This is a genomic window from Verrucomicrobiia bacterium, from assembly GCA_036268055.1.
GTDB lineage: Bacteria > Verrucomicrobiota > Verrucomicrobiia > Limisphaerales > Pedosphaeraceae > DATAUW01.
In genome coordinates, this window is record DATAUW010000012.1 from 177,813 (window position 1) to 202,994 (window position 25,182).

Annotated in this window: 17 protein-coding genes; 9 read left to right on the forward strand and 8 right to left on the reverse strand. The window is 58.1% G+C overall.

The genetic code is table 11. The features are described from left to right. Positions 1-64: 64 nt before the first annotated feature. Positions 65-1,342 carry a tetratricopeptide repeat protein gene (locus VH413_06395; protein HEX3798315.1) on the forward strand — a complete coding sequence of 426 codons (1,278 nt, stop codon included), beginning with the start codon at positions 65-67 and terminating at the stop codon, positions 1,340-1,342. On the opposite strand, the gene VH413_06400 is transcribed toward VH413_06395, so the two are convergent. The 6 genes from VH413_06400 to VH413_06425 form a co-directional block, all read right to left on the reverse strand. After that, the gene (locus VH413_06400; protein HEX3798316.1) at positions 1,282-2,052 is read right to left on the reverse strand and encodes a nucleotide excision repair endonuclease; all 771 of its coding nucleotides are present in this window, start codon (positions 2,050-2,052) and stop codon (positions 1,282-1,284) included. The two genes, VH413_06395 and VH413_06400, sit on opposite strands and share 61 nt — an antisense overlap. A 177-nt stretch (positions 2,053-2,229) precedes the next feature. Then, positions 2,230-2,745: a hypothetical protein gene (locus VH413_06405; GenBank protein ID HEX3798317.1), complete on the reverse strand. Its 516-nt coding sequence runs from the start codon at positions 2,743-2,745 to the stop codon at positions 2,230-2,232. A gap of 469 nt (positions 2,746-3,214) precedes the next feature. Next, entirely contained in the window at positions 3,215-3,937 is a 723-nt protein-coding gene (locus VH413_06410) for a glycosyltransferase (protein ID HEX3798318.1), read from the reverse strand. A 213-nt stretch (positions 3,938-4,150) separates the two neighbouring features. Next, positions 4,151-4,282, reverse strand: a complete 132-nt coding sequence (locus VH413_06415; protein HEX3798319.1) for a S26 family signal peptidase — start codon at positions 4,280-4,282, stop codon at positions 4,151-4,153. A gap of 375 nt (positions 4,283-4,657) precedes the next feature. Next, the gene (locus VH413_06420; protein ID HEX3798320.1) at positions 4,658-5,056 is read right to left on the reverse strand and encodes a PIN domain-containing protein; all 399 of its coding nucleotides are present in this window, start codon (positions 5,054-5,056) and stop codon (positions 4,658-4,660) included. Continuing rightward, complete coding sequence (locus tag VH413_06425; GenBank protein ID HEX3798321.1) at positions 5,053-5,328, reverse strand: hypothetical protein; 276 nt, start codon at positions 5,326-5,328, stop codon at positions 5,053-5,055. The genes VH413_06420 and VH413_06425 overlap by 4 nt, the downstream gene beginning before the upstream one ends. A 900-nt stretch (positions 5,329-6,228) precedes the next feature. On the opposite strand from VH413_06425, the gene VH413_06430 reads away from it, so the two are divergent. The 6 genes from VH413_06430 (at position 6,229) to VH413_06455 (ending at position 21,815) form a co-directional block, all read left to right on the forward strand. Then, positions 6,229-6,999 (forward strand): CPBP family intramembrane glutamic endopeptidase, encoded by a 771-nt coding sequence (locus VH413_06430; protein HEX3798322.1) that lies wholly within the window; start codon positions 6,229-6,231, stop codon positions 6,997-6,999. Next, on the forward strand, positions 6,996-7,928 hold the full coding sequence (gene thiL, locus VH413_06435; GenBank protein ID HEX3798323.1) for a thiamine-phosphate kinase: 933 nt from the start codon (positions 6,996-6,998) through the stop codon (positions 7,926-7,928). The genes VH413_06430 and thiL overlap by 4 nt, the downstream gene beginning before the upstream one ends. After that, entirely contained in the window at positions 7,906-8,361 is a 456-nt protein-coding gene (gene tsaE / locus VH413_06440; protein ID HEX3798324.1) for a tRNA (adenosine(37)-N6)-threonylcarbamoyltransferase complex ATPase subunit type 1 TsaE, read from the forward strand. Before thiL ends, tsaE begins: the two co-directional genes overlap by 23 nt. After that, entirely contained in the window at positions 8,342-9,001 is a 660-nt protein-coding gene (gene tsaB, locus VH413_06445) for a tRNA (adenosine(37)-N6)-threonylcarbamoyltransferase complex dimerization subunit type 1 TsaB (protein ID HEX3798325.1), read from the forward strand. The genes tsaE and tsaB overlap by 20 nt, the downstream gene beginning before the upstream one ends. Positions 9,002-9,043: 42 nt before the next feature. Next, positions 9,044-10,075 carry an alcohol dehydrogenase catalytic domain-containing protein gene (locus tag VH413_06450; protein HEX3798326.1) on the forward strand — a complete coding sequence of 344 codons (1,032 nt, stop codon included), beginning with the start codon at positions 9,044-9,046 and terminating at the stop codon, positions 10,073-10,075. A gap of 202 nt (positions 10,076-10,277) precedes the next feature. Further along, positions 10,278-21,815: a tail fiber domain-containing protein gene (locus VH413_06455; protein ID HEX3798327.1), complete on the forward strand. Its 11,538-nt coding sequence runs from the start codon at positions 10,278-10,280 to the stop codon at positions 21,813-21,815. A gap of 167 nt (positions 21,816-21,982) precedes the next feature. Here VH413_06455 and VH413_06460 read toward each other — a convergent pair whose 3' ends face one another. Then, positions 21,983-22,915: an MBL fold metallo-hydrolase gene (locus VH413_06460; GenBank protein ID HEX3798328.1), complete on the reverse strand. Its 933-nt coding sequence runs from the start codon at positions 22,913-22,915 to the stop codon at positions 21,983-21,985. 101 nt (positions 22,916-23,016) lie between these two features. On the opposite strand from VH413_06460, the gene VH413_06465 reads away from it, so the two are divergent. Both VH413_06465 and VH413_06470 read left to right on the forward strand, forming a co-directional pair. Then, positions 23,017-23,349: a hypothetical protein gene (locus VH413_06465; GenBank protein ID HEX3798329.1), complete on the forward strand. Its 333-nt coding sequence runs from the start codon at positions 23,017-23,019 to the stop codon at positions 23,347-23,349. A gap of 399 nt (positions 23,350-23,748) precedes the next feature. Beyond that, positions 23,749-24,339, forward strand: a complete 591-nt coding sequence (locus VH413_06470; protein HEX3798330.1) for a gamma carbonic anhydrase family protein — start codon at positions 23,749-23,751, stop codon at positions 24,337-24,339. Here VH413_06470 and VH413_06475 read toward each other — a convergent pair whose 3' ends face one another. After that, complete coding sequence (locus tag VH413_06475) at positions 24,340-25,095, reverse strand: sugar phosphate nucleotidyltransferase (protein ID HEX3798331.1); 756 nt, start codon at positions 25,093-25,095, stop codon at positions 24,340-24,342. It abuts the gene before it with no gap. Positions 25,096-25,182 lie beyond the last annotated feature (87 nt).

Consider the following 25,182-nt stretch of genomic DNA (forward strand, 5'->3'; position numbering starts at 1 on the left):
GAAGCGAGACGCGTTGTCTGCGGAGGTAATTTCTATTTCGCCGAAGCGTGATTATGGGCTGGCGGTGATTTTTTTGGCGCTGGGGTTGATGAGCAAGGCGATGCTGGTGACGTGGCCGTTGGTGATGTTGCTTTTGGATTATTGGCCGATGAACCGATTTCAATCGCGGTCAGTAAAGTTTTTGCTGCACGAAAAAATTCCGTTCTTTGGGCTGGCGGCGATGGCGAGTGGCGTCACTTTTGCGGTGCAACATTTTGCGGGGGCGATGGCATCGGTGGAGAAGCTTTCCATGCTGGCGCGTTTCGAAAACGGTTTGGTTTCTTATGCCCGTTATCTCGGCAAATTATTTTGGCCGGAAAAATTGTCGGTGTTTTATCCTTATCCGGGTTCGTGGCCGGTGGGGGAAATTGTTTTGGTGGCGCTTTTGATCATCGCGATTTCGGGAATCGCTTTGGGGAAAAGGCGGGCGTATCCATTTTTGATAATGGGGTGGTTATGGTTTCTTGGCACGCTGGTTCCGGTGATTGGGCTGGTGCAGGTGGGAGATCAAGCGATGGCGGATCGTTATACTTACATTCCGTCGCTGGGGATTTTAATTATCGTGGTTGGGGGCGCGGTGGAATTGGCGCGGCGGTGGAGGTTCGCGGTGGTTCCGTTGGGCGTGTTGGGCGGGGTGGTGATTATTTTGTGCGTGGTCTCGACCCGACGGCAACTTGGTTATTGGCGGGACAGCGAAACACTTTTTCAACGCGCGCTCGCGGTGACGGAAAATAATTATGTGGCGCATAATAATCTAGGGGCGGTTTTGGAAAGCCGCGGACAAATTGATGAGGCGATGGCGCATTACGCGGAGGCGTTTCGCTTGCGGGCGGATGATGAGCCGGCGCATTATAATTTGGGTAATGCGCTTTATAAAAAAGGCCAGTTCGACGAGGCCATCGCGGAATATCAAAATGCGCTTCGCCTGAATCCGAAGGACGCGGCGGCGTTGAAAAATTTGGGCAATGCGTTTCTCAAAGACGGGCGCGCGGATGAGGCGATTGTTGAATATCAGGCGGCGATGCGGTTGCAACCGGGCAATGGGTTTATTTGCTATGATCTGGCCAAGGCTTTTTTGCAAAACGGGCGCGCGGACGAGGCGATCAAGGAGTATCGGCAAGCGATTTTGTTAAAACCGGATTATGCCGAGGCGCATAATAATCTGGGTTCCTTGTTGCAGGCGCAGGGGCGGCTCGACGAGGCGATTGCTGAATATCAGGAGGCGATTCGGTTGAAGCCGGATTATTCCCTGGCGGAGAATAATCTTGCGGAAGCGATGCGGTCGAAGAATTCGCGCAGGTAATCGAGGTCGGTTTCGACGACGTTTTTTTCAAAGGGGTGCAGGCGGTTGGTGGTTTTTTCTCGGGTCCAATCGCAGAAGGGATGGCTTTGGCCGGTGAAAAGTTGGGTGGTGTGGGCGGCGATGGTTGGGAGTTCTTCGCGGCAATCAATCGCGGTGGAGTTTCCAAAATTTCCTTGAGCCCAGCCGGCGGGCATGCCGACGAAGCCCAAATGCGGATGGACGGCGAACCAGATGAGCCGCACGAGCACGCCGCGCAGGACGATGGCGCTGGCGCCGGTGGGGCCGAAGTTTTGCCATGGTTCGACGGGCGATTCGGTGACGCTTAATTCGAATTTTTCATGGATGGTGCGCCAGTTTAGGAAGCGGGGTTTGGCGGGCCAGGTTCCGGCGCGGTTGAATTTGGGTTTGAGGGAGCGCAGCAGTTCGGCTTCGCGGGCGAGGGCGGAGATTTCGTCGGGACATTCCTGGAGTTCGATGCGTTCGACGGCGCGGAGTAAGCGCAAATGGCGGCGGGCGAGGCGGTCGGGATTGGCGACGCGGTAGCTGCCCAGGCGTTTGCGCAGGTTTTTGGCTTTGCCGACGTAGAGGACGGTGTCGAGGGCGTCGCGCATGAGATAGACGCCGGGGCGGTCGGGGAGGTGGCGGAAAAAGTCGCGGCCGAGGCGTTCGACGAGCGGGCGCGGGTCGGGGAAGAGTAAGGCTTGCGACATGACGGGGTTATTAAAACGTCTGGCGGGAGGGATGCCAATGCTGAATGGGGAAGTTTTCAGTTTCAAGTTTTCAGTTTTCAGTGGGGATGGTGGTGGGGGCGCGGTGGTGGATTCTTTAGCTATGGGTTTATGGATGGGGTGGGGAGATGCTCGCTTGGGCTCGCCTCGCGTTGCCGTTCATCCGTGTGTGTTCGCGAATTGTTCGGCGAATCTCTCTCGATCTTTACGCGTCAGGTTCTGGGTATCTAAATGATGCCCAATTTCGTGCATTAAAACATTGCGCAGATAAAATCGTCGTAGCGAGGTGAGTTCAGCTCGTCCAAATGGGCAGGCGTGAAGAAAGACACAGCGGTTCCAATAATGGCCGTAAAAAGTCGTCGCGCTTCCCCAACTCTTTAATTGCTTCTGAGTGCCCGATAAAATGAAGATTGCGCGGAGACCTTTCAGGAATTCGGGCGAACAGTTGGTTAATTGGGCTTCCACCTCGCCCGCCGAGCACGGTCTAATAAAACCTTCCAAAGCCGGGAATTCAATAATCTTTGGAAACGCCGGACGTTTGGCAATCTTTCCATCAAAACGCTTGAAAACTGCCTGGATTTCAAGCCACCAAGGCTCATACTCGGACCAGTTGGTAAACCGATTTTCCGAATAGCTATTGGAGCGCGGTCCCGAACCATGGCTGTGCGCACTCATGTGATGCCATTCAATTTCTACGACCGTCAGCCGGATGGCAAGATGATTGCAAATGTGAAACAAGGCGAATTCCCGTCAAACATAGTTGTGCATTCTTCAGCATTTGTATCCCGTAAGCGATTTTTTGCGGAGGATTTGAGTTCCGTTGGATGCGCTGGGACTGATCACCGACCTCTTGTCCGCTTTCGAATAATCTTCTCGACCTTTTCTTTCATTGCACTCAGATGATAAACCTCGACCTTCCCGCAATCTGAACAAGGAAACTCGTGCAACTGTTCGCTGGTGAGGACAACGTCATAGGCCTTTCCGCACTTGGAAGCAGCGAACCGTCAGCGGCATGAGGAAGTGCCATTTCCGGACCATAAGCAGGTATTCTTTGCGGCTTGATAATAATATACGACTGGCTGTTGCATATTAAAAAATATCCAAGCTGTTAATGATGGATTGAGCCATTCGCAACTGCGCATGGTCAGGTTGCGTTGTCTGGTTTCTTGCAATCCTGGGCGCGCCGGCCATACAGAATATCTTTTACCATCTCATTTTCATAGTGCGGACCGCGAAACGCAATCGCCAGCAGCAACGCGATCACTTCCCAGGGACCCACCACCGCGAGCTTTCTCCCCGAAGTGACGACCCTGGGCTTCGGCACAACAAAGCGCCCGATTTTCTTGAGGGCCTGCACGAACGCGATGTCTTCACCCGCATACAAGCGCTCGGAAAATCCGCCGGTCGCGTCGTACGCCTCCCGCGTGCAAAAGAGGAAACAACCTCCCACCAATCGGATAAGCCGGCCAACCACGACGGCAAAGAAAGTGATGGCGCGTCCCCACAGGGGCGACCGGCTGTCGAGTTCGGGAGCGCATCCGCCACCGACGGCGCCAGACCGGAGCGCGGCAAGAGCGGTGCTGACAGCGCGTTCATTTACCTGCGTGTCCGCATCCACGAAGAAAAAGATTTCACCACACGCCGCGCGGGCGCCGGCATTGCGCACGGCGGAGATTTTGCGATACTCGACGCGAATAGTGCGGGCGCCCAGTTGCTGCGCTATCCGGGGAGTCGCATCGGTGGAGGCGTCATCTACCACGATCACTTCGTACGGCTGGGCGAGTTTCGCCATGGTCATGCGGAGGCTGCCCAGGCACTTGCCGAGCCACAATTCTTCGTTATGGGCTGGTACAATGAACGAGATCATGTCAGTCAAGGGGGCTCAACTCGCAGAATTTGGAAAATGTTGGTTCGCTCTTTGTTCATCGAATCAAATTCAATGCAATCCACTGAATAGACTTCAAAGCTCAGGAAAAGCTTCAGAAATTGTGGAAGATTTTTTCAGTTCTTTCACCGTGAGGAATTGAGTCTGCGTAGAAGAATGTGAGAGCACAATCAGTTTAGTCTTCTTCCTTCAATTTCATTTGTTGAGCACTTTTCCCCAGACATTTGTCAGGGGCACCGCACCATACTGGCGGCTATCCAACGAATTTGCCCAATTATCGCCGATGACAAAATATTGTTTCGCCGGAACGGTGTATGGAAATGTCACGCCGCCCGCGTCCGCCAGTGGGAGTTTACTTAAAGGAAAGGAAGCGTTGGGCGAGTATTAAGGGGTTTATTCCAAGTGATTGATTCTTTCGTCCCGGTCGGGACTTGGTTTGAAGGGGGATTTCGACCCAGCAATAAATTGCTGGGCTAAGGTCGGGCGTCCCTGGCGGGACTTGCGAGGGAGGTTGGATGGGCAACTTCGTTGAAGTTGCAGATTGTTTTTTTTGGTTTTTCCCAGGGTAGGTTTGAACCAACCCTGGGCTTTGTAGGCACAACATCGTTTATGTTGCCGGAGGAGACGGCGGAGCGGCAGCACTATCCTGCGGCGATGGTCTGCGGCAGGTGAGGATACCGAGACTCAATTCGTCGGAGGCAGCTAAGAAGCGGTCGAGGATGGAGAGGGAGCCAATTTCAATCCGTGCGGCACAAAGACCTTGAAATCCGATTGGTTGACTGTGGCCACTTCCGCTTGCGCGAGGATCGCCGTTGCTGCAATCAGACAGTCGAATCGCGATCCGCGGCGGCGTCCAGTCTGGTTAAATAAACCGGCGGCGAAAACCGCTTCCGGTTGGCCGAACGGGGTAATTTGCGATTGCAAGACTGCTTCGGCACGGCTGACTTCGAGCGGCGTGACTGGGCCGTTCAGAAATTCCGTCCACGTGATGGCACTCGCGGCTATCGTTTGACCGGCGGTCAGCCAGCGGTCCACATCCCGCGCCTGCGGCGACCCCTTAACCAACAAACCGATAAGATAATTCGTGTCGAGGTGAATCATGTCCGGGGCTGATTTTCAGCCGCCAGCCGTTCCTCGCGCACCTCGTCCAAATATCGTTCCGCTTGCTGCGGTGACAAGCGGGCTTCCTCCTGCAAACATCTCAGGGCTTCGCGTGGGGTTAACTTTTCCTCCGCGACGGACTGGAATGGCTGCGCGGGTCGCAACTCCACTATTCCATTTCCCTTGCGGATTTGGATTTGTTCACCGGCTAGCGCCAGTTCCACCAACCGGTCCAAGCTCGGAGTCGCTTCTTCCACGGTCAATGTTTTCATGCGAGCAAAACCTACTCCAATAATGGAGCTTCGCCAAGAACTCATTACCCAAGGGTTCGCGCTCGCAAATGATCTAAATTGGCGCGGAATAGGAGGTATATCGAAGATACGACTCACGGGGGTGAGTCGCGCTCGCGCATAGGTTTTTATAGGGGGGTTGGGGTTATAAACGTGTCGGGCCGATGGCCCTTGGGATGCGGCTTGGGTTCCGGGCGGGAATTGGGACGGAGATTGAATGGGCAACTTCTTTGAAGTTGCAGATTGGGTTTTTTGGTTTTTACCAGTTGGTTTGAACCAACCTGGGCTTTGTAGGCACAACATCGTTGATGTTGCCGGAGGGGACGGTGGAGCGGTGATTCCGACTTACCAGATTAGAGGGTAGGACGGTGCGAGAGATAGATATCGGTCGTTCCAAGGCGTTCTTCCGCCGTCCCTGCCGGGACGGATTATTTTGTTGGGGCGTTTTCCGGGGATGTTATCCCGGGCTAAGGTCCGGCAACCCTCCGGGTTGCGGGATGGTATGCGTCTGGCGTGGCGGGTTTTTTGAGTCATCTTGGACGGTATTTTTTTTCGTGGGGTGTGAGGAAATTGGGGCTCGCGGGTACGCTCTCCCTCCCATTTTTTGGGCGGTTGGTTGGTGGGGACGGTGGTGGAGGGGTTTAGTTTTTCTTTTGTTCGGGCGCAGGAGTTGGGACGGCTGCGCGGCAGCGCAGCCCTACCAAGTTAAAGGGTTTGGGGCGGCGCTTTGCGCCGCTTGGTGGTGTGGTGTGAAATATTGGTTGGGCGATTGTTTGAATTTTGGCGAGGGCATTTGGGAACTGAAAAGTTGATGCGGAATGGGTTGAACGGCTAGTGATAAGCGGGGGTTTGCCATTCGGCTTGAATGTTGGGGGGTGAATCTTGAAACTGCTTCCCATGTTGTCGGAAAAAAATTGGACGGCGATGGGGATGCTCTGGCTGATTGCGTGTATCTTTGTCTGTATTTTTTTTGTGACGATCTGGCAGGGGGTGGTGCAGCATTTCGCAAGCAAGGGGACTTTTGATGAGGGGACGCTGCCGTTTTTGGTGTTTTCTTCTTTGGCGTTGCATGGGTCTATTTTGTTTGGGACGGGGTTTTATCTTTGGATCAATGAGTGGTCGTGGTCGGAGACGTTTGGGTTTAATTCGCCGCATAAATTGTATGCGTTGTTGCTGGGGGTGGTGGCGGCTCTTTTGTTTTTGCCGGTGGGGATGGTGTTGCTGGATGTGATGACGAAGGTGCTGAGTTTGATGCACATCGAATCGCCGCCGCAGGCGGCGGTGGAGGAGTTTTCTAAAACGGTTTCGCTTGGCAGTCGCATTTATTTGATTGTGTTCGCGACGGTGATTGCGCCGGTGGCGGAGGAGGTTTTTTTTCGCGGGGTGTTGTATCGCGGGCTCAAGCAGATTGGGTATCCGCGGGTGGCGTTGTGGGGGACGGCGCTGGCGTTCGCGGCGATTCATAAGAGCCTGGCGATTTTTGTGCCGCTGTTTATCCTGAGTTTGTTGCTGTCGTGGCTTTATGATAAGACGCGGAATTTATTGGCGTCCATTGCGGCGCATTCGGTTTTCAATACGTTGAATGTGATTCTTTTGTCGCAGGGGGATTCGATTCAGGATTTTTTTGACCGGCATTTTCATCATTTTTCATGAAGGAATTTGAACTTATCGGACGGTTGATAAAATCGCTGCCGGGCAATGAATCGCTGGTGGTAGGCGCGGGGGATGATTGCGCGGTGCTGGACGTGGGGATGGCGGATCGGGTGCTGCTGTTCAAGACGGATGCGGTGGTGGAGGGGGTGCATTTCACCGCGGAGACGCCGCCGGAAAAGATCGGGCGCAAGGCGCTGGCGCGCTGCTTGAGCGATATCGCGGCGATGGCGGGCGTGCCGACGGCGGCGGTGGTGACGCTGGGGTTGCCGCGCGATTTCGACGCGGAGCGGGTGGAGAAAATTTATGCGGGTCTGAATGCGCTGGCGCTTGAGAATGGCGTGGCGATTGCGGGGGGTGAGACGGTGTTGAACCCGGAGCGGGTGTTGCTATCGGTGGCGCTGATCGGCACGGCGGGGCGGGGGAAGTGTGTGTTGCGAACGGGCGCGCGGGCGGGGGATGCGATTTTTGTGACGGGGGAATTGGGCGGTTCGATCACGGGGCATCATTTGGATTTTTTGCCGCGATTGGCGGAGGCGCGCTGGCTGGCGGAACATTTTTCGGTGCATGCGATGATTGATGTGAGCGACGGGCTGGCGGGGGATTTGCGGCATTTGCTTAACGCGGGGCGCGTGGGCGCGGAACTTTTGGGCACGGCGATTCCGGTGCGGCGCAGCGCGAAATTGGCGTCGAAGGCGGAGTCGTCCGCGAAACCGCCGTTGCTGGCGGCGTTGACGGACGGGGAAGATTTTGAGTTGTTGTTCACGGTGGCGAGCCGGGATGCGGTTCCGCTGCTGGATGCGTGGAAGACGCAGTTTCCAGAGGTGAAATTGAGTTGCATTGGGAAGATCACGGCGGAGGAAGGGTTGAGGATTCGCCAGCACAATGGGGTTCGACCTTTTACGGCGCATGGCTACGAACATTTCGCATAGCGCGGAGGAGACGCAATCGCTGGGCGAGTCGTGGGGTCGCGCGGCCGGAAGCGGGCTGGTGATCGCGGTGAGCGGCGACCTGGGCGCGGGCAAGACGCAACTGGCGAAGGGCGTGGCGCGCGGGCTGGGCGTGACGGGGCGGATTCAATCGCCGACGTTCGCGCTGGTGAATCATTATGAGGGTGGGCGGCTGCCGTTTTTTCATGTGGATTTGTATCGGCTGGAGACGGCGGAACAGATTTTCGCGGCGGGTCTGGAGGAATATTTTCATCCGGCGGGGGTGTCGCTGATCGAGTGGGCGGAACGCTGGCTGGGGGACGATGCGTCGGCGGAGATAAAAAATGTGAAGCGGGGAATTATTTTTCGCCGGGTGCGGATTGAGGTGGTGAGCGAGACGGAGCGGCGGATTATTTATGAAGATTTTGGCGGTTGAATTTTCGTCGGAGCAACGGAGCGTGGCGATCGCGGTGGATGGCCGGGTGGTGGCGTCGGCGAGCGAAATCGCGACGCGGGCGACGCATGCGTTTGGGTTGATCGAGCGGGCGTTGGGGGAGGCGAAATTGGAGCGGGAGGAGATCGAGGGAATCGCGGTGGGAATTGGGCCGGGGTCTTACACGGGGATACGGAGCGCGCTGGCGCTGGCGCAGGGGTGGCAACTGGCGGCGGGGGTGAAGCTGGTGGGAATCGCGAGTGTGGAGTGCCTGGCGGCGGGGGCGCAAGCGGCGGGGTGGTTCGGCGTGGTGAATGTGGTGATTGACGCGCAACGGAATGAATTTTATCTGGCGAGGTATGAGGTGGGGGGATCGGGGTATAGAGAGGTGGGGGAATTGAGGCTGGTGCGCGCGGATGAGGTGGGGTTGCGCGCGAATGTGGGAGAAATAATCGTGGGACCGGAGGTGACGCGATGGTTTGGCGGGGGGAAGATTTTATTTCCGGAGGCGAGGGTGTTGGGGGAGTTGGCGGAGGGGAGAAATAATTTTGTGAGCGGGGAAAAGTTGGAGCCGATTTATTTGCGCGAGACGAATTTTGTGAAGGCGCCGCCGTTGAGGGTGTTGCCGGGAGAGAAGGGATAAACATTCCATTGGCGGTGGCGGGATTTGATGGCATAAAGGGGCATGCGCGCGGCAGTTTTATATGGGCAGGAGCGAATCAAAATTGAGCAGATTGCGCCCAAGGCGCTATTGCCGGGAGAGGTGCGCGTCGCGGTCGAAGCGGCGTTGACGTGCGGCACGGATCTGAAAGTTTACAAGCGGGGTTATCACGCACGGATGATCGTGCCGCCGGCGGTCTTCGGGCATGAACTCGCGGGCATCATCAGCGAAGTGACGCCGCAGGCGGGCGAATGGAAAGTTGGCGAGCGCGTGGTCGTGGCGAATTCCGCGCCGTGCGGCAAATGTTTTTATTGCCACAACCAGCAGGAAAATCTTTGCGACGATTTATTATTTCTCAATGGCGCTTACGCGGAATCCATCGTTATCCCGGCGCGGCTGGTGGAGAAAAATCTTTTGCGGCTGAAACCGGAAACGGAATTTCTCGATGCGGCGCTCGTCGAACCGCTGGCGTGCGTGGTGCAGGGCGTGGCGGATTTGCAACTGCGCGCGGGACAAAATGTATTGGTGATCGGCGCGGGACCGATTGGCTTGATGTTCGTGGCGCTGGCGAAGCATTTGGGTTGCTCGGTGACGGCGGTGGGACGCGGCGATGCGCGGTTGAAGACGGCGCATGATCTGGGCGCGGAGAAGGTGATTGACCTGGCGGGCCACTCGAATTTGATGCGGGCGATCCAGGGCGAGCCGAATCCGCCGTTCGATGTGGTCATCGAAGCCGTGGGCAAAACGGAAGTGTGGGAGGCGGCGACGCGGCTGGTGCGCAAGGGCGGCAAGGTGAATTTCTTTGGCGGCTGCCCGTCGGGCTCGGCGGTTTCGCTGGACACGGGATTGATCCATTATTCGAACCTGGCATTGCTCGCGAGTTTTCATCATACGCCGCGGACGATCCGGCGCGCTCTGGAACTGGTGGAGAGCGGAGTCATTCGCGCGAAGAATTTTGTGGATGGCGAGTGCCCGCTGTCGGAGTTGCCGGAGCTTTTCAAATCCATGACGGCGGGAAATCGCGTGGTCAAGACGCTCGTGCGCGTGCGGGAGTAAAAGCGCGCGATTGCCGGCGTGCTGTTTGAAGATGCGGGTCGGCTTTATCTTTTCTGTCCTCATATTTTTTCTAGCCAATTTTCTCCCCTTAAATCAGAATCGCGCCGCTCTTGCTTTAACCACGACGCACTTCGTGTGCGCTGTGGCGGCGGGGTTTTATTCAGATAGTTTGCCAATAAAAGTTTCTAACCAGGACCTCATCATGAAATTCAAAAGCCTTCGCTTTTTAATTGCCATCACTTTGTCGCTGCTCGCGTTCAGCCAGTTCGCGTCCGCACAAAGCACGGCCTTCACTTACCAGGGCCGGCTCAATGCCAACGGCGCGCCCGCGACGGGAAATTACGATTTGCGCTTCGGCCTGTACGCGGGCAGTTCTGGCGGCTCGCCCGTCGGCTCGCTCGTGACGAGCCCCGGGGTCGCGGTGTCGGGTGGCTTGTTCACCACCACGCTCGATTTTGGCAATGTGTTCAGCGGCACGAATTATTTCCTCGAAATCGGCGTGCGCACGGCTGGCAGCACGGGCGTGTTCACCACGCTGGCGCCGCGTCAGCCGATCACGCCGGAGCCGTACGCACTTTTCGCGCCCACGGCCGGCACGATCACGGGCGTCCTGAGCACGAATAATCTTCCGACGAATGTCGCGCTGCTCAACAACGCGAATTTCTCCGGCACGATCAACGGTTCCGCGCTCAACCTCGGAGCGAGCAATCTGGTCGCGCCCTTGACGGTGGTGCCGAAGATGCCTATCGCCGCGGTTGGTTCAGTGGCGACGCTCGCGCAACCGCTCTCGCTCGCGGTGCTCGGCCGTTATGTGACGGTGGTGGATGCGAATGGCAACGCCCTGCAAATCGTGGACGCGAGCAACCCGACAAACCCGGTGGTGGTGGGCGCGGCGACGACAGGAGCGTATCCGGTTTCAATCGCCACGGCGGGCCGATTCGCGTACGTGGTGAATTACACCGACAGCACCATGCAAATTTTCGACATCAGCAATCCTTCGAGCCCGGTGGCGACGGGAATTGTGGGCACGGGCGCGCAGCCTTATTCATTGGCGGTTTCGGGACGTTATGTTTACGTGGCGAATTTTGGCGCGAGCACCTTGCAAGTATTGGATGCGAGCAATCCGACCAGGCCGGTGAGCGTGGGTTCGGTGAGCACAGGTTCAGGGCCGGTGTCGGTCGCGGTCGCGGGACGCTATGCGTACGTGGGAAATTTCACGGCAAATAATCTCCAGGTTTTCGATTTGAATAATCCGGCGAACCCCGCGCTCGTGGGAACGGTGGCCGCGGGAAGCGGGCCTTCTTCGGTGGCGGTCATGGGGCGTTACGCGGTCGTCGGCACGACCAATGCGCTGCAAATTTTTGATGTTAAAAGTCCCACAGCTCCGGTTTTGGCCGGAAGCATCGCGGCAACCGGCGGCCCGCGGTTTGCCATGCTCTCGGACCGCTATATATATGTGGCGAATGAAGGCGGTTCGACCAATGGCCTGCAACTGTTCGACATCAGCAATCCCGCCGCGCCGGCGCTGGTGGGTTCCACGCCAACGGCCAATTCGCCTTCGGACGTCGTGGTGTCGGGCCGTTACGCGTATGTCGTGGATTACAACAGCGACCTGTTGCAAATTTTCGATTTGGGCGGCGCTTACTTGCAGCAGTTGGAAGCGGGGAGTATCGAGACGGCCAACTTGCAAATCCGCGATTCCGCGACGGTGGCGAATGGGTTGAATGTGCGCGGCGGTTTCACGGCGTCGGGCAGCGCGCGCATCTCGGGCGGCTTGAGCGTGGATAACGGCAAAATCACCGGCGATGGTTCGGGACTTTCCAATTTGGTTTTCACCTCCACGACTTCGACGGCGATCACGAATTTCACCGGGCCGCTGGTCGGTGATGTGACGGGCACGCAATCGGCGACGGTGGTGAGCACGGTCGGCGGGGTGAATGCCGCGAGCATCGCGACGGGCGCGACGGCGGCGAATGCGGCGACGAGCGCGAACAGTCCCGGCGCTATTGTCAGCCGCGATGGCAGCGGCAATTTCAGCGCGGGCACGATCACGGGATCATTTGCGGGCAACGGCTCCGGGTTGACGAGCGTGCCAGCGGGCAATCTTACTGGCGTCTTGCCGAATTCCGCGCTGGCGGGAACGTATTCGAGCGCGTTGCAAATCACGAATACGAACAACGTCATCGTGGGCGCGTTCACTGGCAACGGCGCGGGTCTGACGAACTTGAACATCGCGGCGGGGAGCGTGGCGAATTTCACCGGTTCGCTCGCGGGTGACGTGACCGGCACGCAAGGCGCGACGACCGTCAGCAAAGTCGGCGGGGTTTCGGCGATTGGCGTGGCGACCGGCGTGAGCGCGGCTCTCAGTGCATCGAGCGCGAATACTCCTTCGCGGATCGTCACGCGCGATGGCACCGGCAGTTTTTCCGCAGGCACGATCACAGCGGCATTCAGTGGCAACGGCGGTGGTCTGACGAATCTTTCCGCCGGAAATTTGACGGGCACTGTGCCGCAAAGCGCGTTGTCGGGAAGTTATTCCAACGCGCTTTCGTTGCCCAACACCAACAACGTGATCGTGGGCACGTTCACCGGCAACGGCGCGGGGTTGACCAACTTGAATGTCGCGGCGGCGAGCGTGGCGAATTTCACTGGCTCGCTCGCGGGTGACGTGACGGGGACGCAAGGCGCAACGACCGTCAGTAAAGTCGGCGGCGTTTCGGCAATCGGCGTGGCGACCGGCGTGAGTGCGGCACTGAGCGCCACGAGCGTAAACACTCCGTCGCGGATCGTGACGCGCGACGGCACGGGCAGCTTTTCCGCGGGCACGATCACTGGCGCATTCTCCGGCAACGGCGGTGGGTTGACGAATGTCAGCGCCACGACGGCGACGAATTTCTCAGGCGCATTGGCGGGTGATGTGACGGGAATTCAAAGCGCGACCACGGTGGGCCGCGTTGGTGGAGTGACCGCGGCAAATGTCGCGAGTGGAGCGAGCGCGGCGAATGCGGCGACCAGCTTGAACACGCCTTCGACACTCGTCAGTCGTGATGCTTCGGGAAATTTCAGCGCGGGAACGATTACGGGTTCGTTTATTGGAAATGGCGCGGGGGTGGCTAATCTGAATGCGGCGAATCTTACTGGCACATTGCCGCAGGCCTTACTCAGTGGCACGTATTCCAATGCGCTTTCGCTGACAAATGTTACGAATATCATCGCGGGAACTTTTACTGGCAGCGGCGCGGGCTTGAGCGGATTGAGTGCGGTCAACGCTACGAATTTTTCCGGGCCGCTGGCGGGTGATGTCACGGGAACGCAAGGCGCAACGGTGGTGGGTCATGTCGGTGGAGTGACGGCGGCGAATCTTGCGACGGGCGCGACCGCGGCGAATGCGGCGACGAGTGTGAATACGCCGGGCACGATTGTGACGCGCGATGTATCAGGCAACTTCAGCGCGGGAACCATCACCGGCGCATTCTCCGGCAACGGCGGCGGGTTGACGAATGTCAGCGCCACGGCTGCGACAAATTTTTCCGGCGCACTGGCAGGCGATGTGACCGGAACTCAAAGTGCGACAGTCGTGGGCCGCGTCGGCGGTGTGACTGCTGCAAATGTCGCGAGTGGCGCGAATGCCGCGAATACCGCGACGAGTGTGAACACGCCTTCGACACTCGTCAGTCGTGATGCCTCGGGTAATTTCAGCGCGGGAACGATCACGGGTTCGTTCGTTGGAAATGGCGCGGGGGTGGCCAATCTGAATGCGGCGAATCTTACCGGCATCCTTCCGCAAGCTTCAATCAGCGGTACGTATTCCAATGCGCTTTCGCTTACTAATGTTACTAACATCATCGCGGGAACTTTTACCGGCAGCGGCGCGGGCTTGACTGGCGTCAGTTCCACGACAGCGACGAACTTCACGGGAACGCTCGCGGGTGATGTCACGGGAACGCAAGGTGCGACGGTGGTCGGCCGCGTCGGCGGTGTCACGGCGGCGAATGTTGCCACGGGAGCGAATGCGGCCAATGCGGCGACGAGCGTGAATACGCCGGGCACGATTGTGACGCGCGATGTTTCGGGAAGTTTCAGCGCGGGAAATATCACGGGCGTGTTCATTGGCAACGGCGGCGGGTTAACGAATGTCAGCGCGACGACGGCGACGAATTTCTCCGGCGCACTCGCGGGCGATGTCACGGGCACGCAGGGAGCGACGACAGTTTCCAGAGTTGCCGGAGTCGCCGCAGCCACAATCGCAAGCGGCGCGCAGGCGGCGAATGGAGCCACCTTTTCCACCGTGCCTTCGACCATCGTCAGCCGCGATGCCAACGGCAGTTTCAGTGCGACAACGATCACGGCCAATTTTGTTGGCAATGGCGCGGGTCTTACCAACCTCAACCTGAATGCGACGAACCTGACGGGCATCCTGCCGCAGTCTGCGCTTGCGGGGACTTACTCGAACGCGCTTTCACTAACGAATGTTACGAACCTCATCGCAGGAACTTTCACCGGCAACGGCGCAGGATTGACTGGATTGAATGTAGCGACCAACACGGCGGCGAATTTTTCCGGGCCGCTGGCGGGTGATGTCTCCGGCATACAAGGCGCGACGATTGTTGGCCGCGTCGGCGGTGTTACTGCGGCGAATGTCGCGAGCGGCGCGAATGCGGCGAATGCGGCAACGAGCGCGAACACGCCGGGCACGATTGTGACGCGCGATTCGGCTGGCAGTTTCAACGCCGGCACGGTCACGGGAGCTTTCATCGGCAACGGCGGCGGGTTAACGAATGTTAGCGCCACGACGGCGACGAATTTCTCCGGCGCACTCGCGGGTGATGTCACCGGCACGCAGGGAGCGACGACGGTTTCTCGAATCGCTGGAGTTGCGGCGACCACGATTGCAAACGGCGCGCAGGCGGCGAACGGCGCAACATCCTCCACCGTGCCTTCCACCATCGTCAGCCGCGATGCCAACGGCAGTTTCAGTGCGACAACGATTACGGCCAATTTTGTCGGTAACGGCGCGGGTCTTACTAACCTCAATTTGAACGCGACGAACCTGACGGGCATCCTGCCGCAGTCCGCGCTTGCCGGGACTTACTCGAACGCGCTCTCGCTGACGAATACCACGAATATTTTTGCGGGCACGTTCACCGGCAACGGCGCAGGTCTGACCGGTTTGAACGTGGCGACAAACACGGCGGCGAATTTTTCCGGGCCGCTGGCGGGTGACGTTACAGGAACGCAAGGCGCGACGATCGTTGGCCGCGTTGGTGGAGTAACGGCGGCGAATGTCGCGAGCGGCGCGAATGCGGCCAATGCAGCGACCAGCGTGAATACGCCAGGCACGATTGTGACGCGCGATGTATCAGGCAACTTCAGCGCGGGAACCATTACTGGCATATTTTCCGGCAACGGCGGCGGATTGACGAATGTCAGCGCCACGACCGCGACGAATTTCTCCGGCACGCTTGCGGGTGATGTGACGGGCACGCAAGGCGCGACAGTGGTCATGACCGTTGGCGGCGTGCCGTCCACGATCGTGGCGCAGGATGCGTCGCGGCTCAGCGCCGCCACGAGCCTCTCGGCTCCGGGCACGCTCATCACGCGCGACGTGAGCAGTGGGTTCGCGGCGGGGCCGATCACGGCGTCGTTCATCGGCGATGGCGCGGGTCTTACGAATCTTAATCTGAATGCCACGAACCTCACGGGCGTTCTGCCGCAATCCGCGCTCGCGGGGACTTACTCGAACGCCCTCTCGCTGACGAATACCACGAATATTTTTGTGGGCACATTCACTGGCAACGGCGCGGGATTGACCGGCTTGAATGTGGCGACGAACACGGCGGCGAATTTCTCCGGGCCACTGGCGGGTGATGTCACGGGAACGCAAGGCGCGACGATTGTTGGCCGCGTCGGCGGTGTTACTGCGGCGAATGTTGCCACGGGCGCGAATGCGGCGAACGCGGCCACGAGCGCGAACACGGCGGGCACGATTGTGACGCGGGATACGTCGGGCAGTTTCAGCGCGGGCACGATCACTGGCGCGTTCTCGGGAAATGGCGGTGGCTTGACGAATGTTACGTCGGCGAATTTCTCAGGCGGCCTGGCGGGTGATGTTATCGGCACGCAGACCACGACCAGCGTGAGATTCGTCGGTGGTGTCGCTGCCACGACGGTCGCAAACGGCGCGATCGCGGCCAACGCCGCAACGAACGCGAATGTGATCGGCACGATCGTCAAGCGCGATGCCTCCGGGAATTTTAGCGCCAGCAACATCGTGGCGTCATTCACCGGCAACGGCGCGGGTCTTACCAATCTTCCCGCGAGCAATATTGTTGGCACGTTGCCTGGCGGCGCGTTGTCCGGCGTTTATTCCAATGCGCTCTCGCTGACCAACACGACCAACCTAATCGCGGGCACGTTCACCGGCAATGGCGCGGGCTTGACTGGATTGAGCGCGGTCACGACCACGAATTTCTCCGGCCCGCTCGCGGGTGATGTGACGGGCACGCAAGGCGCAACGGTGGTCGGCCATGTCGGCGGATTGACCGCTGCGAACGTGACGGCCGGCGTGAATGCGGCGAATGCGGCGACTAGTGCCAACACGCCTTCGACCCTGGTCAGTCGCGATGCCTCGGGCAATTTCAGTGCGGGAACCATCACCGGCGCGTTCACCGGCAACGGCGGCGGGTTGACGAATGTCAGTGCGACGGCCGCGACGAACTTCACTGGCACACTCGCGGGTGATGTCACTGGAACCCAGGGTGCGACGGCGGTTGTTAAAATTGACGGAGTCACGGCGGCCACGGTTGTGAGCGGCGCGCAGGCGGCGAACGGCGCGACTTTCCTGACCGTGCCCTCCACCATCGTCAGCCGCGATGCCAACGGCAGTTTCAGCGCCACGACCATCACCGCCAATTTCATTGGCGACGGTTCGGGCCTCACCAATCTCAACCTGAACGCCACGAACCTCACCGGCATCCTGCCGCAGTCCGCGCTCGCCGGCACTTATTCGAACGCGCTCTCGCTGACCAACACGACGAACCTGATTGCGGGAACATTCACTGGCAACGGCGCTGGCTTGACGAACTTAAACATCGCGTCGGGAACGGTCGCCAATTTTACCGGCGCGTTGAGCGGTGATGTCAACGGCACGCAAGGCGAGACGCTCGTGAGCAAAGTCGGCGGCGTGACCGCCGCGAGCGTGGCCAGCGGCGTAAATGCCGCGAACGCCGCGACCAGCGCCAATACTCCCAGCACCATCGTCACCCGCGATGCCTCCGGCAATTTCAGTGCCGGAACGATCACCGGCATCTTCACTGGCAACGGTTCGGGTTTGACCTCTCTTAACGCCTCCAATCTCAGCGGCACGATTCCCACGACCAGCATCGCCGCCGGATCAATCGTAAATTCGCAACTGATGAGCAGTTCCATCACGATCACTCCGGGCAACGGCATCGCCAGCGCGGGCACGGTATCGCTCGGCGGCAGCGTCACGCTCAATACTACGGCCACACCCGGCAATACTTTCAACGCCATCGTCAGCCGCGATGACGGCGGCAGCTTCTCGGCCAGCGGCATTAATTTAAGCTCATCATTGAATCTGCCAGTGAGCACGGGCGGCCCGATTATTTTCTCGGGCATGAATTCGCTGATTTCCGATGCCGGCACGGGAAACTTTTTTGCGGGCCCCAACGCTGGCAACGTCACACTCACCGGTTCGCAGAACACCGGCCTGGGCGATTCCTCGCTGCTCAACATCAGCACCGGCGCATCGAACACCGCAGCGGGCAGCGCCACCTTGCAGGGCGACACCACCGGCAGCGGCAACACCGCGATTGGCCAATCCGCCCTTAATCAAACCACGGGTTCGTTCAACACCGCGCTCGGCTATAACGCGGGCGGTTTCACCACAAGCGGCTCGAACAATATTTTCCTCGGCGCGAACGCGGGTGATAACACCGATCCCGCGGCCTCCGGCCAATTCATCGCCGGCTCATCTATCGCGCCGATCGCAAATGTTTTCTTCGGCAACGGCCAGAGCAACACCGCTCCGCAAAGCGTCACGATCCAGGCGACGTCCGGTGCCGGTCCCGGCACGGCCGGCGCGAACTTGAACCTCGCTGCCGGGGCTGGCACCGGCGACAATTCAGGCGGTTCATTGGTATTCCTGACGTCGCCAGTCCCGACTCCGGCGCCGGCTGGTCATGCCAATCCTTTGATGGAACAAATGCGCATTACTTCCACCGGTCAGGTGGGCATCGGAACCAATAATCCAGCGACCGCGCTGCAAGTCGTGGGAACCGTGACCGCGACGGCTTTTGTCGGCGATGGTTCGGGGCTGACTAATTTGCCGGGCGGCATGGGCGGCGGTGGAACGCTTGCGGGCGATGTCTCCGGGCCGGCTACCAATAACGTGGTCAACACCGTGGGCGGTGTGTCGTCGGAATTGATCGCCAACGTGGTTGGCACCGTGCAGAACGCTTCCAGCACGGGCGGCAGCGGCAACCTGGTTTCGCGTGATGGCGAAGGCAATTTCTCCGCCAATGTAATCAGCGCCAGCTTCGCCGGTGATGGCACCGCGGTTACGAACCTTCAAGCGGCGAACCTGGTCGGGGTATTGCCGAACACCAATCTGGCGGGTGTGTATTCGAGCGCGTTGCAACTGACGAACGCGAACAATGTCATCGCGGGCACGTTCACGGGAACCGTGGCGCAAAATGGCGTCAATCTGAATACCGGCACGCCCAACTTCGCGCCGTTGACGGTGGTGCCCGATGCCACCAGCCCGGCGATCACCACCATGTCCACCGGCGCGCCCGGCGGAGCGATGGTTATTTACGGCCGCTACGGCTTTTTCGGGGATGTCCCGGAAAGGTTGCTGAAAGTCTATGACTTCAGCAATCCGCAAGCTCCCGTCCAGTTAGGCACCACCGAATTGCCGCTCGCCCCGATTTTCCTGACCACGGATGGAAACTTCATTTACATAGCCGATTCATCGCTGAATGTCCTCGTCATGGACGTGACGAATCCAGCCCATCCAAGCCAGCTTGGCACGGGATCGTTCAGTGGCGATGGAGGCGTTACTACGTCACTCACAGTGGCGGGAAATTATCTCTATATTGGCGGAGCGAACAGCGGAGTGGACACGATAATCACGGTGGATATTTCCAATCCTTTTTCCCCGAACCAGGTGGGCAGCGGAACTTTTGGTTCTGGCACCGCTTTCATCGCCAAGAGCGGCCGCTATGTTTATGCGGTGGATCCGACCGACAATTCCCTGGGCGCATTTGACATGAGTGATCCGACCAATCCTCAGTTGGCGGGCAACGGTACTACCGGCAACATCCCCTCAGCCATCGCCGTTTCGGGTCGCTATGCTTATGTTGCCAATGATGGCGATACCAATATGCAGATCATGGACGTCAGCAATCCGGAAAATATCCACAGCGTGGGAACGGTTCCCACGGTGGGCTTGCCGATCTCGATTGCGGTGGCGGATCACTACGCTTACGTGGCCGGTGGCAGCGGCAGCGGATTTCTCCAAATTTTCGACGTGAGCAATCCCACTGCGCCAGTGAGTCTCGGCAGCCGCTCGGCGGCGAACAGCGCCCGGTCGTTGACAGTCTCGGGCCGCTACGCATTTTTGATCAGTTCAAATAACGCTTCGATGCAGGTCTTCGATCTCGGTGGCAGTTTTCTCCAGCAGGTTGAGGCGGGGACCATCGAGACGGGCAACCTTCAGGTGCGTGATAATGTGAACCTCGGCGGTGATCTCAATGTTCGCGGGGGATTGAGCGCGAGCGATGCCCGTTTTACCGGCAACGTGGGAATTCACGGCGACATCGAGATTTCCGGCGTTATCAACGCCGACCAATTCAACGGCAGCGTGAATGGCGCAAATATTGGCGGGACACTTAATGCGTTTGCGTTGTCAGGCGCTTACGCTCAGCCGCTGCAATTCACTTCGATGGAGAACACCTTCAGCGGCGCCTTTACCGGCGACGGTTCGGGGCTGACCGGTTTGCAATTCTCGAGCTTCAGCGGAATCCTTCCGGACGCGGACCTCTCGGGAACCTATTCACAGGCGCTAAACATGGTGAATATGGGGAATGTCTTTGGCGGCACATTTATCGGAACGGTTTCGCAAGGCGGTGTGACGCTTACGTCTGGTTCCGGGCCGGGTTTGTCGGCCGTACCGGAATCTACGAGTCCGCAGATTGGTGCGGTGGACACAGGGGGACCGGTCGTCACGGTCGCCGTTTTTGGGCGCTATGCTTATGTGGGCGACGCGCAGGAGAACTTGCTGTTGGTTTATGACGTCAGCGTTCCCTCTTCGCCGCAACTCATCGCCCAGTCGGAAATCGAAGTTTCTCCGAACATGCTCGCGACCGACGGCAACTATGTTTACGTCGCGGACCTTGACTTGAATTTTGAGGCGATTGATGTCACCGATCCTTCGCAACCGGTCAACCTCGATCGCGTATCGCTCAATGACATGGGATTTGCCACGTCGCTAAGTATCGCCGGGCATTATGCGTACGTGGGTGGCAACGATGGCGAGGCGGACATTGTGTATGTTGTGGATATTTCCAATCCGAGCACGCCGGTTCTGACTGGCAGCACGAGTTTTGGTTTTGGCGCAAGCCTTCTCGCGCAGGACGGGCGCTATGTCTTCGGCGTGGATGAAAATGACAACACCATCGCGGGTGTGAATGTTTCGGATCCAACGAACCCGAGCGTCATTGGCACGACCGGCATCGGCGCGAACCCGGTCGGCATCGCGGTTTCGGGCCGTTACGCTTACGTGGTCAACGCGGGTGACGGCAATTTACAGGTCGTGGACATCAGCAATCCCGGCAATCTGACCAGCGTCAGCACGACGCCCACGGCGGGCACGCCTTCGAGTATTGTGGTTGCCGATCATTATGCGTATGTCATCGGCGAGAGTTCCGGCGGCTTCCTCCAGATTTTTGATGTGAGCAATCCCACAACGCCGGTGAGTCTCGGCAGCCGCTCGACTGCCGATTCGCCGATCCAGGTAGTGGTTTCTGGCCGCTACGCCTTTCTCGTCAGTTCGAATGACCACGAATTTCAAGTCTTCGACCTCGGCGGCGCGGACCTGGCGCAAGTGGAAGCGGCCTCGATTGAGGCGGGCAATGTGCAGGTGCGCAACAATGTGAACATCGGCAACGACCTCGCCGTGCGCGGCGGCATCAGCGGCGCCAATGGCCAGATCGGCGGAGATTTGGGGGTTCAGGGAAATGTCACCGTTGTTGGCAATGTCGGCATCGGAACCGACACGCCGGGTTTCACGCTTCAGGTCAACGGGACCGTGGCCGGTGTGGGCGCTTACAACAATATTTCCGACGAGCGTTACAAACAGAACATCACGCCGCTGACCCACGCGCTCGATAAGATCATGAACATCGAAGGCGTGGAATATAATTGGCGCACGAACGAATTCCCGAAGATCAATTTTGATCACGGCACGCAGATTGGATTCATCGCGCAACAGCTTAAGGACGTGTTGCCCGAAGCCGTCACGCAGGATAGCTCCGGCTATTATTCCATCGCTTACAGCAAAGTCATTCCGGTGCTCGTGGAAGCCATGAAGGACCAGCAAAAAGAAATCGCGAACAAAGATGCCGAGTTGTCGGCCATCAAACAGCATGACGCCGAAGTTGAAGCGCGTTTGACGGCGTTGGAAAATGCGCTGAAGACGGTTGCGGAAAATAAACGCTAAACCGCGCGGAGCAGGATAAAAGTTTTAGCCACTGATTGAACACGGACGAAACACGGATTAGAAATTATTCTTTTCTGTGCTCAATCGGTGTTTCATCCGTGGCTAATTCTTTTCCCCGCTCTGCGTCTCTGCGCCTCTGCGTTAAAATGAATTGACCCAGAGGCCAACTAAAACACCTCCGGCACGCCCTCCTCCAGCATGCGGACTTTCTCACTCACGCCGTGGTCGTTCGCCAGTTGGCGCAGCCAGCGTGGCGGTTCGTCCATGTCCTCGAACGAAAGCCGGAACGTGCCGTAATGCATCGGCACAAACCATTTCGCGCAAACGTCGTGAAATACTTTCATCGCCTCGTCCGGCCCCATGTGGACATTGCGAAAAGACTCGGGCCGGTAGGCGCCGATCGGCAGCAACGCGATCTCCGGCGCGAAATGCTGGCCGATTTGTTTGAAGCCCTCGAAGTACGCGCTATCGCCCGCGTGATAAATTTTCCGGCCCTGATGTTCGAGCACGAAGCCGCCGTAGCCGCGATGATTATCGCGCAGCACGCGCGCGCCCCAATGTTTGCAAGGCGTCAGCGTGACCTTCCAATCGCCATGCTGAAAACTTTCCCACCAGTCGAGTTCGATGATGCGCTCGAAACCGAGATTTCGCGCGAGGTCGCCCATGCCCCAGGGCATCACGCCGATTTTCGGATGCGGCAGTTTGCGCAAACTTGGTTTGTGAAAATGATCAAAGTGCGCGTGTGTGAGCAGCACCAGATCAATCGGCGGCAAATCCTCAATGCGCAATCCCGAGCGCTTGATGCGTTTCAGTAGAAAAAGCCAGTTCGCAAAATTCGGATCAATGAGCACGTTGAGATCGGTGAACTGCACGAGAAAGGACGCATGCCCGATCCAGGTGAGCGCGACCTGCCCGCGCGTAAGTTTTGGAAAAACCGGTCGCTTATGCTGGCCCGTGCGCGGCGTGAGAAACGCCTTCCAAACCATGTTGTGAAAAAACGTGCGCGGATTGAAGGCTTTTGACGGCGTCAAGTCCTTGAACGATTTCGGCAATGCCTGGCGAGTGCGCGGCGGGCGGGCCTTGGCGGGCGGTTTTGACATAAGTATTTGCTATGATGATTGATGCGATAGGATGAATAAAGACTCCTGCATCCCGTCTTATCTTTTAGTTGTTAGTTGGATCATAAACTAAAAAGGCAAATATGAAAAAAATTATTTTAGCGATGACTCTTCTGGGATTTGTAGCGACACAAGCGCCCACCGCAAAAGCGCACAGTTTCCCCGTTGCAGCCGCGGTAATCGGCGGTGTCACGGTCGGCGCGGTTGTCGCTGATGTGGTCACTCACCCGGTCTATTACGCCCCGGCTCCGGTGGTGTACGCGCCCGCGCCGGTTGCGGTGGCTTATGCGCCTGCGCCCGTGGTCTATACCCAGCCCGGGTATGTCTGCGCGCCGGTCGTGACTTACGGCTTCGGCTTTGGCCGTCCCGTCTATGGTGGATATTATCATGGTTATCACGGCCGTTATTGGCGCTGAGTGATTGAGAATTGAGGAACCGAGAAAAATGCACTAACCCGCCGCGTTGAGTCGGCGGGTTTTTTATTTCCTCCTTGTGGACCGCGGGTCTGTGACCCGCAGCAAGATACATAAGGTCAAGCCGCTTGCGACTTAGTCCACTGCATGCTCAATCCGTATTCAGAATCTGTTATTTTCAAAACGTCTTGATCGAAAGCGGCAATCCACGCGTGGGTGGCTGCGGGTCATAGGCCCACAATCCATGTAGAGGCGATGAGTTTATGTTGCCACTTTAAGTCAAGGCTCGGTGGACGCTCGCCCTCCGAACGCTTCTCATTAACCCCGCGCTTCAGCGAGGGGACTTTGCGACCCACGACGTCGTAAACCGTTTTAACGGTTTACCGATCCGCGACGTAACTCATGACATCCCTCACCTTTAATGTTATAACTCCCCCCGTGGGCGATCTCGACCGACAACTCGATAAATTTCTGCGCGCCAAACCGCAACTCGGCGCGGGCGTTTACATCGCGCGCGGCGCCGTGGTGTTGGGCGACGTGCGAATCGGCGATCATTCGAGCGTCTGGTATAACGCCGTCGTTCGCGGCGATATCAATTACATTTCCATCGGCCATCACAGCAACGTCCAGGACAATGCCGTGCTGCATCTCGCCGATGATTTTCCCTGCATTCTCGGCAATTACGTCACCGTTGGCCACTCCGCGATTGTGCATGCCTGCACCATCGGCGACGAAGTCCTGGTCGGCATGGGAGCGGTCGTGCTCGATGGCGCGGTGGTCGGCGCGCAAAGTCTTATCGGCGCGAAGGCGCTGGTGAAAGGCGGCATGGAAATTCCCCCCGGCTCCCTCGTGCTGGGCGCGCCCGCCAAAGTCGTTCGCGCCTTGACCGATGAAGAACGCGCCGGCCTAAAACATTGGGCGGACAAATACGTGGACAACGGCGCCTACTGTTTGAAACACGGCATCAACGTCGGCGGCCCGCTCGCGAGCTGATCAAATACCCGATTCGCGCTCCAACTTCGCCAGCACTTCGGGATCGCGCACGTCCACCCAGCGCCCGGCGATTTCCATTCCCGCAATCGTGTGATGCGCATCCGACAATGCGCTGATGGCGTCCGTCAGTTCATATTCCCCGCGCGGAGATTTTTGCAGCTTCGCGGTGAACTCAAACAGTGACGGGCGAAAAATATAGATGCCCGCATTATACCATGCGATGCCGCCCGGTTTGAGCCAGCCTTCATCGGTCAACGTCTGGATCTGCGCCGCATTCGGCTTTTCCACCAGCCGCTTCAAACAAAATTTCTCGTCGAAAAATACCAACCCGCCTTTCGTCACGTCTTCGCTGCCCGTCACCGTCAGGACGCCCGAAAAATAATCTTCGTTATAACGATGCACCATTTGGCTGTAAGTCTCGGGCTTCACGAGAATATCGCCATAGCTCAAAAAAAACGGCGATGCCCCGATAAATTCCCGCGCCAATTCCGGCGCTTTGCCCGTGCCATCCTGCACCGTTTGACGGCCGTAAGTGATGCGAACCTTCCATTTCGTTCCATCGCCAAAATAATTTTCAATCACCTCGCCGCGATAACCGATCACAATAAAAAATTCCCGCACCCCCGCCGCCGCGATGCCGCCGATGATATGTTCGAGGATGGGTTTGCCCTGCACCTTGAGCATGGGCTTGGGCGTCTCGTTGGTGAGTTCGCCCATGCGCGTGCCTTTGCCCGCGGCTAGAATAATCGCTTTCACAATTTTTAATTTATCGAAATTTTTTTTACAGCGCCCGACAAGCACAGCCTGAGGCTTATGGAAAAACAATAAAAATATTCAACCGCG

Bases quoted from the DNA above. Each gene is read 5' to 3' on its own strand.
- VH413_06400 (HEX3798316.1), bottom strand. From the start codon at position 2,052: ATGTCGCAAGCCTTACTCTTCCCCGACCCGCGCCCGCTCGTCGAACGC.
- VH413_06405 (HEX3798317.1), bottom strand. From the start codon at position 2,745: ATGAGTGCGCACAGCCATGGTTCGGGACCGCGCTCCAATAGCTATTCG.
- VH413_06410 (HEX3798318.1), bottom strand. From the start codon at position 3,937: ATGATCTCGTTCATTGTACCAGCCCATAACGAAGAATTGTGGCTCGGC.
- VH413_06420 (HEX3798320.1), bottom strand. From the start codon at position 5,056: ATGATTCACCTCGACACGAATTATCTTATCGGTTTGTTGGTTAAGGGG.
- VH413_06425 (HEX3798321.1), bottom strand. From the start codon at position 5,328: ATGAAAACATTGACCGTGGAAGAAGCGACTCCGAGCTTGGACCGGTTG.
- thiL (HEX3798323.1), top strand. From the start codon at position 6,996: ATGAAGGAATTTGAACTTATCGGACGGTTGATAAAATCGCTGCCGGGC.
- tsaE (HEX3798324.1), top strand. From the start codon at position 7,906: ATGGCTACGAACATTTCGCATAGCGCGGAGGAGACGCAATCGCTGGGC.
- tsaB (HEX3798325.1), top strand. From the start codon at position 8,342: ATGAAGATTTTGGCGGTTGAATTTTCGTCGGAGCAACGGAGCGTGGCG.
- VH413_06450 (HEX3798326.1), top strand. From the start codon at position 9,044: ATGCGCGCGGCAGTTTTATATGGGCAGGAGCGAATCAAAATTGAGCAG.
- VH413_06455 (HEX3798327.1), top strand. From the start codon at position 10,278: ATGAAATTCAAAAGCCTTCGCTTTTTAATTGCCATCACTTTGTCGCTG.
- VH413_06460 (HEX3798328.1), bottom strand. From the start codon at position 22,915: ATGTCAAAACCGCCCGCCAAGGCCCGCCCGCCGCGCACTCGCCAGGCA.
- VH413_06465 (HEX3798329.1), top strand. From the start codon at position 23,017: ATGAAAAAAATTATTTTAGCGATGACTCTTCTGGGATTTGTAGCGACA.
- VH413_06470 (HEX3798330.1), top strand. From the start codon at position 23,749: ATGACATCCCTCACCTTTAATGTTATAACTCCCCCCGTGGGCGATCTC.